Source organism: Mesobacterium pallidum, assembly GCF_019966535.1.
Taxonomy (GTDB): Bacteria; Pseudomonadota; Alphaproteobacteria; order Rhodobacterales; family Rhodobacteraceae; genus Mesobacterium; species Mesobacterium pallidum.
In genome coordinates, this window is sequence record NZ_JAIMID010000008.1 from 210,384 (window position 1) to 225,112 (window position 14,729).

The following is a 14,729-nucleotide window of genomic DNA, read 5'->3' on the forward strand; positions in this document are numbered from 1 at the left end:
TTCACAATCCCACAAGCTCCCCTTCCAGCGCGGCCAGGTCGCCCAGCGTGCCCGCCGCCGCGAACAGGTCCAGGTGCGGCAGCGCCGCCGCCATGCCGCCCGCCACCGGCGCGTAGTCGCGCCACCCCTTGAGCGGGTTGAGCCAGACGATCCGGCACCCGCGTTTCTTCAGCCGCGCCAGCGCTTCGGCCAGCTCCTCGGGCGGGGCGCTGTCGTAGCCGTCCGACAGGATCAGCACGACGGAGCGCCCGTCGACCAGCCGCTTGGCATAGCTGCGCACAAAGAGGTCGAGGCAGGGCCCGATCCGCGAGCCGCCGCCAAAGCCATCGGCCATCAGCGACATGCGCCCGATCGCCCGCATCGTGTCGGTGTCGCGCAGGGCCTCGGTGATCCGCACCAGCCGGGTGTGGAACAGGTAGGCATCCGCCTCCGCATCGGTCCGCATCAGCCCGGCGAGGAAGGCCAGGAAGACGCGGGAATAGACAGACATCGACCCCGACACGTCGCACAGCGCGACGATCCTGCGCGCCCGCTCGGGGCGGCGGCGTTTGAGCAGCACGACCGGTTCCCCGCCCGAGGACAGGCTGCGCCGGATGGTCTTGCGGAAATCCAGCCGGTCGCCCCGCCGCGCCGCGATCCGGCGCCGCGAGCGCCGGTCGCGCAGCGCCGCGCCAAGCCTGCGCGCCACCGCCTCGGCCTCGGCGATATCGCCCGGCTGGACCAGCTCGCGCAGGTCCTTGCGCGACAGGGTCCGCTGCTGCGTGGCCATCAGCTTGCCGGTGCCATCCCCGGCGGCCTCGCCCTCGCCCTCGTCGGGCGCGGTCATGGTCCCGGTCCCGGCGGCCTCTCCGCCCCCCTCGCGCGAGGAATGGACCGCGTCCGACCCGGTCACCTGTGCCTTGGGCAGGACCTTCTGGCGCACCCGCCCGGCGTCCATCCAGAACCCGTCGAACAGATCGTCAAACCGCTCCGCTTCGTCCTTGCAGCCCGTGCAGACCGCCTTGAGCGCGCCGCGGCAGGCCTCGGGCGTCACGGCCCCGGCGGCCTCGAGCGCTTCAAGGCAGAGCCCCGTCTCGGCCACGCCCAATCGCAGGCCATTCTCGCGCAGATGGGCCAGGAACCCGGCCATCCGCGCCGCCGGCCCCGGATCGCGCCCGGCAAAGCGGGTCACCCGGCTCATGCAGCCTTCCCCGCCAGCCGCTGCGCCACCTCGGTGGTCACACGCGCCCGATCTTCCTGCGTCTTCAACAGCGTCACCAGCGTCGCCTGCAACACCTCGGGGTCCTGGGTCAGGTCCGCCAGCCCCAGCCCCATCAGCGCGGCGGCGAAGTCCAGCATCTCGGCCACGCCCGGCACCTTCTCGAGCTCTTCGCGCCGCAGCGCCTGGACGAAGCCGACGACCTGCGCGCCCAGCCGCGCCTCGACCCCCGGCAGGCGCGCCTGCAGGATCGCCAGCTCGGTCGCCCGGTCGGGATAGTCGACGAAACTGTAAAGGCAGCGCCGCCGCAGCGCGTCCGACAGGTCCCGTGTCCCGTTCGAGGTCAGCACCACGATGGGCCGCGTCACCGCTTCGAGCGTACCAAGCTCGGGCACGGTGACCTGGTAATCGGACAGGATTTCCAGCAGGTAGGCCTCGAACTCCTCGTCCGCGCGGTCGATCTCGTCGATCAGCAGCACAGGCGCCACCTCCTGCGAGATCGCGGCCAGCAAGGGCCGTTCAAGCAGGAAGTCGCGCGAAAAGATCCGCGCCTCGACGCTGCGGCCGGTCTCGCCATCCTCGGCCGCCGCCCGGATGGACAGCAATTGCCGCTGGTAGTTCCATTCGTAGATCGCCTGCGCCGCATCCAGCCCCTCGTAGCATTGCAGCCGGATCAGCCGCGTCTCCCGCGCCGCCGCCAGCGCCCGCGCCACCTCGGTCTTGCCGACGCCCGCCGCCCCTTCCAGCAGCAGGGGCCGCCCCAGCGCGACCGAAAGGTGCAGCGCCATCGACAGGTCGTCCGAGGCGACATAGCCCTGCCCGGCCAGGGCGGCCTGCATCAAGCGGAAGTCACTCACGCGACGCCCCCCTTTCTTCATTGTTTCAAAAATACCTTGGTGGAGGTCTGGGGGAGGCTAGCCTCCCCCAGCCGGTCGGCGCGCCCAGGCGCGCCGAAACCGTTTCACCCGTGCAGCCCCAACTCATGCGCGGTCTTCCAGATCCGCCAATGGTCATGCGGCATGTTGGTATGCACGTTCCCGAAGGCGCGGAAGGCATCCTGCACCGCGTTCGAGAAACAGGGCACCCCGCCCACATGCGGGCTCTCGCCCACCCCCTTGGCGCCGATCGGGTGATGCGGCGAGGGCGTGACCGTGTGGTCCGTCTCGTAATTCGGCACCTCCCAGGCGGTCGGCAGGAAGAAGTCCATCAGCGTGCCGGTCTTGACGTTGCCCATGTCGTCATAGGCGATCTCCTGCCCCAGCGCGACGGCCAGCGCCTCGGTCAGCCCGCCATGCACCTGGCCCTCGATGATCATCGGGTTGATCCGGGTGCCGCAATCGTCAAGCGCGTAAAAGCGCCGGATCTCGGGCACGCCGGTGTCGACGTCGATATCCATGACACAGACATAGGCGCCGAAGGGATAGGTCATGTTGGGCGGGTCGTAGTAGCTGACCGCCTCCAGCCCCGGCTCGATCCCGGGAATGGCCTGGTTATAGGCGGCAAAGGCGATCTCCTTCATGGTCTTGAACCGCTCGGGCGCGCCCTTGACGACAAAGCGGTCGACGTCGAATTCCACGTCGTCGTCATGCACCTCGAGCAGGTAGGCCGCGATCATCTGCGCCTTTGCGCGGATCTTGCGCCCGGCCAGCGCCGTAGCCGCCCCGGCCACCGGGGTCGAACGCGACCCGTAGGTGCCAAGTCCATACGGCGCCGTATCCGTATCGCCTTCCTCGATGGTGATGCTGTCCGCCGGCAGCCCGATCTCGGAGGCGAGGATCTGCGCGAAGGTGGTCGCATGGCCCTGCCCCTGGCTGATCGTGCCGAGCCGCGCGATGGCCGACCCGGTGGGGTGGATGCGGATCTCGCAGCTGTCGAACATGCCAAGGCCAAGGATGTCGCAGTTCTTGACCGGCCCGGCGCCGACAATCTCGGTAAAGAACGACAGCCCGATGCCCATCAGCTTGCGCGTCTTGCCGGCCTTGAAGTCTTCGACCCGCTGCGCCTGCTCGGCCCTCAGCCCCTCGTAGTCGACCGTCTTCAGCGCCTTGTCCCAGGCGGTGTGGTAATCGCCGCTGTCGTATTCCCATCCCAGCGCGGCCTTGTAGGGGAACTGCTCCTTGCGGATGAAGTTGATGCGCCGCAGCTCGGCCGCGTCCATGTTCAGCTTGATCGCGAGAACCTCGATCATCCGCTCGATGAAATAGACCGCCTCGGTCACGCGGAAGGAACAGCGGTAGCTGACCCCGCCCGGCGCCTTGTTGGTATAGACGCCCTCGACCTCGAGGTAGGCCGTCGGGATGTCGTAGGAGCCGGTGCAGATATTCATGAACCCGGCCGGGAACTTGGTCGGGTCGGCGCAGGCGTCGAACCCGCCGTGATCCGCCGTCACGTGGCAGTGCAGCCCGGTGATCTTGCCCTCTTTCGTGGCGCTGATCCGCCCGGTCATGTGGTAATCGCGGGCAAAGGCGGTGGTCATCAGGTTGTCCATCCGGTCCTCGATCCACTTCACCGGCTTGCCGGTGACGATCGAGGCGACGACCGAGCATACATAACCCGGATAGGCCCCCACCTTGTTGCCGAACCCCCCGCCGATATCGGGCGAGATGACGCGGATGTTGTGCTCCTCGATCCCCGAGATCAGCGAAACCACGGTGCGGATCGCATGCGGCGCCTGGAAGGTGCCCCACAGCGTCAGCTTGCCGTTCACCTTGTCCATCGAGGCGACGCAGCCGCAGGTCTCGAGCGGACAGGGATGCGTGCGGTGATAATACATGTCGCTTGTCGCGACGACCTCCGCCTCTCCGATCACCTGCTCGGTGGTCTCCCGATCCCCGGCTTCCCAGGTGAAGATGTGGTTGTGATGCTTGCGCGGACCGTGGGCGCCGTCCTTGGGCGCGCCGTTTTCGTCCACCGTGTCTTCGCGCAGCACCACGTCGGACTTGAGCGCCTCGAACGGGTTCACCAGGACCGGAAGCTCCTCGTATTCGACCTCGACCGCCTCGATGCCATCGGCGGCGGCATAGCGGTCCTCGGCGACGACAAAGGCGACCTCCTGGCCCTGGAACAGCACCTTGCCATCGGCCAGCACCATCTGCTTGTCACCCGCCAGCGTCGGCATCCAGTGCAGGCCCAGCGGTTCCAGGTCCTTGGCCGTCAGCACGGCCAGCACGCCCGGCACCTTCAGCGCCTCTTCGGTGTTGATGCTCACCACCTTCGCATGGGCATAGGGCGAGCGGACGAAATCGCCGAACAGCATCCCGTCGAGCTTGATGTCATCGACGTAATTGCCCTTGCCTTGCGTGAACCGGGCATCCTCGACCCGCTTGCGCGAGCATCCCAGGCCCTTCAGCTTGCCGACGCGGTCTTCGCGGCTTTCGACGTCGTCCTTCATTCCGCGGCCTCCTTGGCTGCATTCATCTCGGCCGCGGCGGCCTTGATGGATTTCACGATGTTCTGGTAGCCGGTGCAGCGGCAGATGTTGCCGGCCATGCCGAACCGGATCTCTTCCTCGGTCGGGTTCGGGTTCTCTTCCAGCAGCTTGGTGGCGCGGGTGATCATGCCCGGCGTGCAGTAGCCGCATTGCAGCCCGTGATGCTCCTTGAACGCCGTCTGCAGCGGATGCAGCGCGTCCGGAGTGCCAAGCCCCTCGATCGTGGTGATCTCGGCCCCGTCGGCCTGGGCCACGAAAACCGTGCAAGCCTTCACCGACTTGCCGTTCAGCGTCACCGTGCAGGCGCCGCAATGCGAGGTCTCGCAGCCGATATGCGGCCCGGTGATGTTCAGCCGCTCGCGCAGCGTGTAGATCAGCAGCTCGCGCGGCTCGGCGAGGAATTCCTCGGCCTTGCCGTTCACCTGCATCTGGATGTGCATCTTCTTTCCCATGTGGTCCTCTCCCCCTCAGGCCCGCGACCAGGCGCGTTCTATCGCGCGGCGCAGGATCACCCCCGCCACGTGGCGCTTGAACTCGACCGGCCCGCGATTGTCCTCGCTCGGGTCGATCGCCGCCTGCATCGCCGCCACGGCCGCATCCAGCGCCGCCGTATCGACCGAGGTGCCGACCAGCGCCGCGCCCGCCTCTTCGCAAAAGACCGGCGTGTCGCTGAGGTTGGTCATGGCGATGCTGGCCGCCGTACAGCTGCCGCCCTCGCGGGTGATCTGCACCGCCGCTGCGGCGGTGGCGTAATCGCCGATCTTGCGTTTCTGTTTTTCATAAGCATGGCCGCCCTTCGGCAGCGGGATCGTGACGGCGGTCAGCACCTCGTCATCCTCACGGGCGGTCATGTAAGCCGCGTCGTAGAACTCCCGCGCCGCAACCTGCCGCTCGCCGTCCTGCCCCACGAGGGTAAAGACCGCATCCAGGCATTGCATCAACCCCGGCATGTCGTTGCCCGGATCGCCATTGGCCACGTTGCCGCCCACTGTGCCCATGTTGCGCACCTGCGGATCGGCGATCTGCAACGCCGCCTCGCGCAGGATCGGCGCGGCCTGGGCCAGCCCGTCATGGCCGATGATCTCGGTTTGCGTGACCATGGCGCCGAGGCGAATGCTGCTCTCGCCAACCTCGATCCCGCCCAGGCCCGCGACGTCCTGAAGGTCGATCAGGTGCGGCACCTCGGCCATGCGCAGCTTCATCATGGGGATCAGGCTGTGGCCCCCCGCCATGACCCGCGCATCGTCGCCGTGGTCCCTGAGCAGAGCCAGGACACCCGCGATGTCCTTTGGCCTGTAATACTCGAATGACGCTGGAATCATCTGCCGTTTCCTCCCCGAAAGCACATGTCTGGCTGGGGGGGATGAGGCACGAGCGCCCGGCGGGCCGCTTCAGAAATTCAACGAAAACCAGTTATTTTGCACGAAATGCGCGTCAGGTTGCACGAAATGCGCCGGGCTGCTCTGCCAGCGCCTCCTGTATGGGCCGCAGCTTGGAGCGACTCACAGGCGCGTTCGGCAGACCCTCGCCCCGGAACACGCAACGGCCCTTGTCCTTCTCCCGCTCGAAGCGGCTGACGTGGGCAGGATTGACCAGGTAACTGCGGTGCGTCTGTAGGAACCCGAGCGGCAGCAGGCGCTTTGACGCCTCGGTCACGGGCCAGGCGCAGAACAGCCGCTGCGAGGTGGTGTAGACCTGCGTGTAATGCCCGTCGGCCCGGACAAAGACCACGTCGCCTGGGGCGACAAAGACCTTGCCGCCATCGCGTTCGCAGGGGATCTGCAGCGGCGTGGCGCGTGGCTTGGATGGTTCGAAATCCGCGGGCACCGGCGCGTCTGCGTGGTCCTCCTGCGGCATCAGGTAGGTCACGCCGACCCAGAGACAGCCGCCGAAGATCACGAAGCTGAAGGCGATCACGCCAAGCGCCAGGGTCTCGTTGCTCATCGCCGGGCCGAATTCGGACGCCCCCGGCACCTCGCGAAAGCGCGTCCCCGCCATGGCCAGGAAATGCGCGGCCGTCACCGCGCCGGCAAAGCACAGGGTGCCGATCAGGATCGTGCGGTCATTGCGCTGGCCATAGGCCACCCAGATCGCCACGATGCACAGCCCCAGCGCCGTCACCGAGGCGCCGATCACCCCCATCGGCGTATACAGCGCCTGGCACAGCTCGAGCCCGGCCATGCCGATGTAATGCATCGCCAGGATGCCACCGCCCAGGACCGTGCCGGCCAGGGTGATCACCGCCGGGGTCCGGTCGACGAAATGCAGCAGGATCAGCGCCACGCCCACGATGAGAATCGCCACAAGTGCCGAAATCAGCGTGATCGCCGCGTCGTAGTAGAACAGCACCGGCAACTGCATGCCCAGCATGGCGATGAAGTGCATCGCCCAGATCCCGCCCCCCGCCGCGACCGAGGCAAGAGCGATCGACAGTTTCTTTTCGAACAGTGTCTTGGCCGCCATCTTGCGGGTCAGCGACAGCGCGGTGAATCCGGACACCAGCGCCACGACGCAGGCCATGGCGACAAGAAACGCGTTGTGATCGATCGGCAGGATCTCCATGGCGGCACAATGGCGCATGGCCTGGATCAAGGCAAATGGTCTGGGCGGACCAGGCGGCGAAAATACCCGCATCACGCGAGCGAGGCAGGCCGCCTTTGCGGGATTTTTCGTGCTTCAGGGGCGGTCAAATCGCAGGCGCGCTGCGTCGTTCCCATGAGCGTTCTCGGCTTTGACCGCGGCGCAGGAACCGAACTGGTTCCCGACCAGCACGCCGCCATTGGCGTCGACCGCCCGCCGGGGCCAATGCTTCCTGCTCTCGGTCGGACGGTGGCGCGGACCGGGATGTCACATGTCCGCCGGGCCCCGGGCGCGCGCGACGGATCCCGTCGGCATGACGCGTCACGATCCGGCGATCGTGCGGGCTGCGACCTGACAAGACCCGTCCGGCGCTGGCGAGAACATGACCGGCAGGACAAGACAACGCGCATTGGCCTGCACGAGATTGGTCAGCCTGGGCCAAGCCGGAAAAAGTCGTTCGGCCACCTCGCGCCAGCTCTCGCCGGCAGGGGGCCGATCCGGGTCATCGACAAACCCAATGCTCCCGGACGTCTCGTCCGCCGCTCGGGAAGGGCGGCGCAGGATGCGTGAAAGTTTTTTATTGACACACCAAGTAATGATCAGTCAATAAATGAGGGAGGATGACAGGGGTCAAGGACCCGAGGGGAGGACACTATGATTTCTTTGAGAGAATTCCTGGGAGCAGGCGCGGTCTGCCGCCTGATGGCCGCCACGACTGTCGGCACCGCCTTGATGGTCGGTTCCGCGGCCGCACAGGACGCCGTCACGCTGCGCGTCGCCAGCTTCATTCCCGCACAGGGATTTCTGAACGTCGCTGTCGTGCAGCCGTATCTCGAGAAGGTCGAGGCCGCGTCCAACGGCACGCTCAAGTTCGATTTCTTCCCCGGCGGCACGCTTGGCCGCGCCCCGGCGCAACAACTGAGCCTGGTGCAGTCGGGCACGACGGACATGGCAGTTGTCATGCCCGCCTACACGCCCGGCGCCTTCGAGGATTACAACGTCACCCAGTTGCCGAACACGGCGCCGACCACGGCCGCCGCATCGGTCGGAGCATGGGAAGCCTTCGACAAGGGCCTTCTGCCGCAGCCCGAAGGCGTCAAGGTCCTAGGCATCGTGACCACCGCGAACAACGTCCTGCACACGCAGCCGCCCGTGGCGCAGCTGTCGGACATGGCGGGCCTCAAGATCCGGGCCGCGGGCAGCATCCAGTCGGCCGCCGTCGCAGCACTCGGCGGGTCGGTCATTGGCAATATCGCCGGCCCCGAGATCGCCGAGGGCATGAGCCGGAACCTGCTGGACGGCACTCTGATGGACTGGATCGGGATCCGCGAGTTCCGCGTCGACCGGCTTGCCGAAAACCATCTGGAGATCGACTTCGGCCGTCTGGTGCTGATGCTGGCGATCAACCAGGCAAGCTTTGACAAGCTTCCCCAGGCCGCGAAGGACGCTTTGACCTCGAACGGCGGTCGCGTTTATGCCGAGGCCGGCGGCAAAGCGTTCGACGACGCCGTCGACACCTACCGGTCGGAGTATGTCGCGCAGGGTCACAAGGCGGTCAGCCTGTCGGAAGACGAGACCAAGCAGGTCGATGCGGCCCTGGCCAAGGTGGTGGACGACTGGGTCGCCGAGACCGATGGCCGCGAGGCGCTTCTCGAGGTCTACCGGGCCGGCGTTCAAAGCGCCGAGTGATCCCGGACAGCACTACAGGAGCGGTCCCGCCGACGTGGCGGGGCCGTTTCGGGCCGGGATGCCGGCAGAGGATCGGCGATGAAAGGCAGGTCGACGGTGTCGGACACTTCTGAACGCATCACGCGCGAGGCTCGCGGTGAGACCGCCCTTGCGGATCTTGGGCCCGTCAAAGGCCCCGCGTCGGGCCGAACCCTGGCGCTGGCCGCCGTGCTGATCCTCGTGGGCAACGTGGTCCTGACGATTGTCGACGTCCTGATGCGCTGGCTGCTGTCACAGCCGCAAAGCTGGGTATCGGACATTGCCGAATTGACCTATCCCGTGGCGATCGCCTGCTGTTTCCCGATCGCGCTTCAGACCGGGTCGATGATCGTCGTCCGTTTTCTGGCGACCGTGGTCGGACCGCGCCCGGCGCATGTGCTCGACCTGATCGGACAAGCGCTTCTGGCGCTTCTGCTGGCGCTTTTCACCTGGAAAGTGGGGGCGCGGGCGCTGTCCGACTGGACCGCCGGGTATTCGACCCTGACGCTGAAATGGCCGGTCGCGCCGACATGGGCCATGGTGGCCCTTCTCATGGCCGTTTCGACCTTCGTGCAGTGCGTCGCTTGCTGGCGACTGGCAAGAAAAGGACACCCCGATGCTTGATGCACCGGTTCTGATGCTTCTCCTCGGCGTTGCGGTGATGATCGGCATGATCATCCTGCATGTGCCTGTCGGCGTTTCGATGGCCTTGACCGGGATCGTCATGTTCTCGATGCAGGTCAGCCTGCCGGCGGCCCTGGGCACCGTCGCGCCAGAGGTGCTGGCGGCCTTCGTCAGCCGGGATCTCGTGACAATTCCGCTGTTTCTCCTAATGGGATCGCTGGCGGCGCGGGCCGGGATATCTGGGGATATCTACAACCTGGCAAGCGCGTGGATCGGCCACCTGCGCGGCGGGCTGGCCATGGGCACCGTCGTCGGCTGCGGCGGGTTCGGGGCGCTGTGCGGGTCGTCCGTCGCGACGGCGGCGACCATGGGGCGGGTGGCGCTGCCCGAGATGCGGGCGCGGAACTATTCGCCCGAGCTGGCCGTGGGCGCCATTGCCAGCGGCGGCACGCTTGGCATCCTGATCCCGCCGTCCATCGTGATGGTGATCTACGCCGTGCTGACGGAACAGTTCGTGCTCGACCTCTTCCTTGCCGGGATCCTGCCCGGGCTGCTCGCGATCGTGCTGTACTGTCTGGCCATCGTCATCACCACCTGGATCAAGCCTTCCGTCGCGCCGTCCGTCCCGGCCCAGAGCTGGGGTCAGAGGGTCCGTGCCATGCGTGACGCATGGCGGGCCGTCGTGGTCATCGCCCTTGTGGTCGGCGGCCTCTATGTCGGCCTGTTCACCGTGGTGGAAGCTGCGTCGGTCGGCGTCGGCCTGACACTGATCTTCTTCCTGCTGCGCTACCCGCGGTCAGACTGGCGCCGGGCGCTGGAACTTGTGGCGGTCGAAACCGCGCAGAGCACCGCGATGATCTTTCTGATGGTCGTGGGCGCGTCGCTCTTCAGCTATTTCCTCACGCTCACACAGGCGCCGCAGGCCATCGTAACCCAGGTCGAGGCAGCGAATTTCAGCCCCTACATGGTGATCTTCCTGTTGATGCTGATGTATCTCTTCCTCGGCGCGGTGTTCGACGCCATCGCCGCGATGATCCTGACCACGCCCTTTGTCTTCCCGCTGGTGACCGGCCTTGGCTTCGACCCGATCTGGTGGGGGATCGTGCTGGTGATGGTGATCGAGATCGGGATGATCACGCCGCCGATCGGAATGAACGTGTTCGTCCTGAACGGGGTGGCGCCGGATATCTCGCTGCGCCGGATCTATCGCGGGATCGTGCCGTTCCTGCTTGCCGATCTTGTCCGGCTTGCCCTTGTCATCGCCTTCCCGGTCATCGCCTTGGCGCTTCTGCCCTGAGGGGCCCGGGGGCGGTGACGGACCCCGGTGTGGATCACTCCTGCGTCAGATCCTGGATGAGCGCGTCGACATTGCCACGAATGCGTCCCAGCATGGCGTTGAGCTGGACAAGTTCCTTTGGCGAGAGGCCCGCGGTGATACGCGCCGCGCGCATCGCGCCGGCCTCGGCCAGGCGTGCGTGCATGGCCCAGCCCTTTTCGGTCAGCCGCGCGATGGTGGCGCGCCCCCGGCTTGTCGTCACCTCGAGCGTGGCGTAACCCTCTGCCTTGAGCAGCTTGAGCGCCCGGCTGGCGGAGGCCGTGTCGAGATCCGCAGACAGCGCCGCGTCGCCCACGGTCAGGTCGCCGTTCCTTGCGAGCGCCAGGATCATCCGCCATTCCTGGACGCCAAGGCCGAACCGGGTCCGGTAGAACGCTGATGCCGACCGGTTCAGCCTGTTGGCGACGCCGATCATCCGGAAGGTGACGCCCTGGTCGATAAGCAGGACCAGGGCGTCTTCTTCCGTCGCTGCGCTGGACTTTCTCGTCACGTGTCGGTCTCCGTGGCTGCAGCGACGTCCGTCGCGGATTGTATCGATACCTCGTCTATCATGCGCATACTGATGGTCCACGCAATGATTGCGGCGTCGGGGTCGAACGCGGGCCGGCTGTCGCAGCTGAACCCATGGCCCGCCGGAAAGACATGGACGGGCAGGTCGGGCTGCTTGCGGCGGACCGTGGCGACGTTTTCGGCGCTGATCGTGGGGTCTTCGGCCCCGTAGAACAGCCGGACCGGACAAAGCGGGGCCGCGTCGGAAAATCTTTCGATCAGACCGCCATAGTAACACGCGGCCGAGGCCACGCGCGCGTCCTGCGTCGCGATGCGGTAGGCCAGAGAGCCGCCGAGACAGAAGCCCATCACCGAGACCGGGCCTTCATCCTGAAGCGCGTTCACGGCCGCGGCCACGTCCCGCAGCGCGGCATCGAGGTCGAAGTCCTTCATCAGCGCCAGCCCGCTCTGGACATCCTCGGGCGCATACCCGGTCTCGTAGCCCCGCGACACGCGGTCAAACAGAGCAGGTGCCGCGGCGACGTAGCCCAGGGCCGCCAGTCGGTCGCAGACCGACCGGATATGGCCGTTGACGCCGAAGATCTCCTGCAGGACGACCACCGCGCCCCGCCTCGGGCCGTCCGGGTCGGCGCGGTACATGGAAAAGACATGGCCGTCCGCGGCCGTCACATCAATCTGGGTCATGGCGTTCCTTCCAGGGTCTCCAGGGGTGTCAAACGGGTCGATCCGGCCCCAGGCAGGCGCCGCCGTCGATGATGATCTCGGCCCCGGTCACGTGCGACGAGGCGGGAGAGGCCAGGAACAGGGCGGCCCCGTAAAGATCCTGCGGCCGGGCGATCCGGCCCAGCGGGGCGGCGCGTTCGAACGGCGCGCGGGATGCGTCGTCCTGCAGGCGCCCGCCGCCGATGTTCGTGATCACCGGCCCCGGCGAGATCGCGTTCACGAGGATCCCGTAGCGCGCCAGCTCGCGCGCGGCCTGCTTGACCAACATGCCGACACCGCCCTTCGAGGCGACATAGGGTGCGCCGACCAGCAGTTCGGTATGCGTGGCCGAGATGGAGCTTGTGACGATGATCCGCCCGCCGCCGCGCGCCTTGAGATGCGGAATCGCGGCCTGCATCGTCCGGAAGGTTGCGCCGATATTGACGGACAAGACCCGGTCGAGAAGCGCCGGATCCAGTGCTTCGAAGGCGCGCGACCCAAGCCGTTCCCCGTCGGGCGTGACGAAACCGGGGCCGCCGCTGATACCGGCATTGGCAAAGACGACATCCACGCCCCGCGCTTCGGCCACCTGGGCAAATCCGCGGTCCAGGGCCGCGGCATCGGTCGCGTCGACCTCGACCCCGACGGCATCCGGTCCGAGGGCCGTGCAGGCCGCGTCAAGCGCGTCGCGGTCGATGTCGAACAGCGTCACCTGCGCGCCGTTCTCGGCCATCGCGCGGGCAAAGCCCAGTCCGATCCCGCTGGCGCCTCCGGTCACGACGACCGAAAGGCCCGAGACGTCGAACAGTGTCTCGATCCGCGCTGAAGAACCTGTCCCGTTCATGATTTCACCATCTTGTTGATATGTCAAAAATTGTTTAATCATGTTTACAGGAAGCCTCGTGGCCCGGCAAGGATGAAGGAAACCGTTCATGACAGACACCCGCAAGACCAACAGCGTCACGTTGCGCAGCAACTTCCCGGTCGGGTCGTCCTTCTGGGCCGTGCGGCGGGCACAGTGGCGCGCGCTCGGCCTCACGGACGAGGACATGGAAAAGCCGAAGATCGCGGTGGTGAACACCTCGTCCGAACTGGCGATCTGCTTCAACCACCTTGACGCGGTGGCGGCGGTGGTGAAGGACGCGGTGCGCGAGGCGGGCGGACTGCCCTTCGAGGTGCGCACCGCCGCGCCGAGCGACTTTATCCACAGCGCCGGCAATGCCGGCAAGTATATCCTTCCGGCCCGCGACCTGATCACGAATGACATCGAGGTGCAGGTGGAAGGCGCACAGCTGGACGCCATGGTCTGCCTGGCGTCCTGCGACAAGACCGCGCCGGGCCAGCTGATGGCGGCAGCACGGCTGAACATCCCGACCATATTCGTCATCTGCGGATATCAGAGCAGCGGCCATATCGGTGACGAACATGTCGATATCGAAGAGGTGTTCCTTGGCGCCGGTCACCATGCCATGGGCGCGATCACGCTCGAGCGGCTGCGCGAGATGAGCGAACAGGCCATCGGCTCGTCAGGCGTCTGTTCGGGCATGGGAACCGCCAATTCGATGCATACGGTCTGCGAAGCGCTTGGGATGACCTTGCCCGGCCACGCACCGGTGCGCGCCTATGGCCCCAAGATGCTCGTCCATGCGGCGGATGCCGGCCGGAGGATCGTCGACATGGTGTGGGAAGACATACGCCCCCGCGACATCCTGACCGAGGCCGCGTTCGAGAACGCGGTGCGCTCGATCTTTGCGATCAGCGGGTCGATCAACACGGTCAAGCACCTGCAGGCGGTGGCCGCCGAGGCCGGGACGGACATCGACGTCTACAAGATGTACGAAACCTTCATGGAAAACGCGCCCGTCCTTGTCGCGGTGCGACCGAACGGCGATACGAGCATCGAGGCGTTCGAGGACGGCGGCGGCGCGCGCGCGATCCTCAAGAACCTCGGCAGCCTGGCGCGCCATGATGCGCGGTCGGTCACCGGCGGCACGCTTGGCGACATCCTCTCGGACTACACGCCGCCGGACGATACGGTGAAGACCGCCGACGCCCCGCTGTCCGACAAGCCGGCCATCGTCATCGTGCGCGGCAACCTCGCGCCCGACACCGCCATCATCAAGCTGGGCCTGCGCTATGACCGCAAGCTGGTGATGACAGGCCCGGCGATCTGTTTCGATACGCCGATCGCCGCCATCGAGGGTCTGCAACAGGGCAAGGTCAAGGCGGGGGACATGCTGGTCCTGCGCGGTCTGGGCGTCAAGGGCGGTCCCGGCATGGGCATGGCGTCCCGCGTCGTCTTTGCGATCGAGGGGGCCGGCCTGAGCGAAGATGTGTCGGTGATCACCGACGGTCAGCTTTCGGGGCTCGTCAACAAGGGGCTGGTCGTGGGCGAGGTCACGCCCGAGGCGTATGGCGGCGGCCCTCTCGGGCTGATCGAGGACGGTGATCTGATCACGATCGACGTGATGGCGCGCCGGGTGGATGCCCACCTGACCGAGTCCCAGTGGGCCGAGCGGCGGGCCGCATGCGCCCCGGCCGAGCTGTCCGACCAGCGGGGCTACCTCGCGTCCTACGAAGAGGTCGTCCAGCCCCTGTCGCGCGGCGCGATCCTGGTCCGGCCCAGGAAGGACGGCTAACGG

At 66.7% G+C, this 14,729-nt stretch carries 13 protein-coding genes; 4 read left to right on the forward strand and 9 right to left on the reverse strand.

From position 1 onward, the window contains the following. Position 1 precedes the first annotated feature (1 nt). The 6 genes from MF270_RS13745 to MF270_RS13770 form a co-directional block, all read right to left on the reverse strand. A complete protein-coding gene (locus MF270_RS13745; protein WP_238366471.1) occupies positions 2 to 1,180 on the reverse strand; it encodes a vWA domain-containing protein in 1,179 nt (392 codons plus the stop codon). Next, positions 1,177 to 2,037, reverse strand: a complete 861-nt coding sequence (locus tag MF270_RS13750) for an AAA family ATPase (protein ID WP_238366506.1) — start codon at positions 2,035 to 2,037, stop codon at positions 1,177 to 1,179. The genes MF270_RS13745 and MF270_RS13750 overlap by 4 nt, the downstream gene beginning before the upstream one ends. A 122-nt stretch (positions 2,038 to 2,159) precedes the next feature. Further along, complete coding sequence (locus MF270_RS13755) at positions 2,160 to 4,589, reverse strand: aerobic carbon-monoxide dehydrogenase large subunit (RefSeq protein ID WP_238366472.1); 2,430 nt, start codon at positions 4,587 to 4,589, stop codon at positions 2,160 to 2,162. Continuing rightward, positions 4,586 to 5,080: a (2Fe-2S)-binding protein gene (locus tag MF270_RS13760; protein ID WP_238366473.1), complete on the reverse strand. Its 495-nt coding sequence runs from the start codon at positions 5,078 to 5,080 to the stop codon at positions 4,586 to 4,588. The genes MF270_RS13755 and MF270_RS13760 overlap by 4 nt, the downstream gene beginning before the upstream one ends. A gap of 15 nt (positions 5,081 to 5,095) precedes the next feature. Next, on the reverse strand, positions 5,096 to 5,950 hold the full coding sequence (locus MF270_RS13765; RefSeq protein WP_238366474.1) for an FAD binding domain-containing protein: 855 nt from the start codon (positions 5,948 to 5,950) through the stop codon (positions 5,096 to 5,098). 112 nt (positions 5,951 to 6,062) lie between these two features. After that, on the reverse strand, positions 6,063 to 7,208 hold the full coding sequence (locus MF270_RS13770) for an MHYT domain-containing protein (RefSeq protein ID WP_238366475.1): 1,146 nt from the start codon (positions 7,206 to 7,208) through the stop codon (positions 6,063 to 6,065). Between the two features lie 654 nt (positions 7,209 to 7,862). On the opposite strand from MF270_RS13770, the gene MF270_RS13775 reads away from it, so the two are divergent. From MF270_RS13775 to MF270_RS13785, 3 genes are all read left to right on the forward strand, one after another. Next, complete coding sequence (locus MF270_RS13775) at positions 7,863 to 8,897, forward strand: TRAP transporter substrate-binding protein (protein ID WP_238366476.1); 1,035 nt, start codon at positions 7,863 to 7,865, stop codon at positions 8,895 to 8,897. Between the two features lie 78 nt (positions 8,898 to 8,975). Beyond that, a complete protein-coding gene (locus MF270_RS13780; protein ID WP_238366477.1) occupies positions 8,976 to 9,539 on the forward strand; it encodes a TRAP transporter small permease in 564 nt (187 codons plus the stop codon). Then, entirely contained in the window at positions 9,532 to 10,836 is a 1,305-nt protein-coding gene (locus tag MF270_RS13785) for a TRAP transporter large permease (RefSeq protein ID WP_238366478.1), read from the forward strand. The genes MF270_RS13780 and MF270_RS13785 overlap by 8 nt, the downstream gene beginning before the upstream one ends. Positions 10,837 to 10,870: 34 nt before the next feature. Here the strand turns inward: MF270_RS13785 and MF270_RS13790 are convergent, their stop codons facing one another. Genes MF270_RS13790 through MF270_RS13800 form a run of 3 tightly spaced genes read right to left on the reverse strand, consistent with a single transcriptional unit; the run spans position 10,871 to position 12,931 of the window. Continuing rightward, entirely contained in the window at positions 10,871 to 11,365 is a 495-nt protein-coding gene (locus MF270_RS13790; RefSeq protein WP_238366479.1) for a MarR family winged helix-turn-helix transcriptional regulator, read from the reverse strand. Beyond that, on the reverse strand, positions 11,362 to 12,069 hold the full coding sequence (locus MF270_RS13795; RefSeq protein WP_238366480.1) for a dienelactone hydrolase family protein: 708 nt from the start codon (positions 12,067 to 12,069) through the stop codon (positions 11,362 to 11,364). The genes MF270_RS13790 and MF270_RS13795 overlap by 4 nt, the downstream gene beginning before the upstream one ends. A 28-nt stretch (positions 12,070 to 12,097) precedes the next feature. Further along, on the reverse strand, positions 12,098 to 12,931 hold the full coding sequence (locus MF270_RS13800; RefSeq protein WP_238366481.1) for an SDR family NAD(P)-dependent oxidoreductase: 834 nt from the start codon (positions 12,929 to 12,931) through the stop codon (positions 12,098 to 12,100). 88 nt (positions 12,932 to 13,019) lie between these two features. Between MF270_RS13800 and ilvD the strand changes: the two genes are divergently transcribed. After that, positions 13,020 to 14,726, forward strand: a complete 1,707-nt coding sequence (gene ilvD / locus MF270_RS13805; protein WP_238366482.1) for a dihydroxy-acid dehydratase — start codon at positions 13,020 to 13,022, stop codon at positions 14,724 to 14,726. The last annotated feature ends 3 nt before the right edge of the window (positions 14,727 to 14,729 follow it).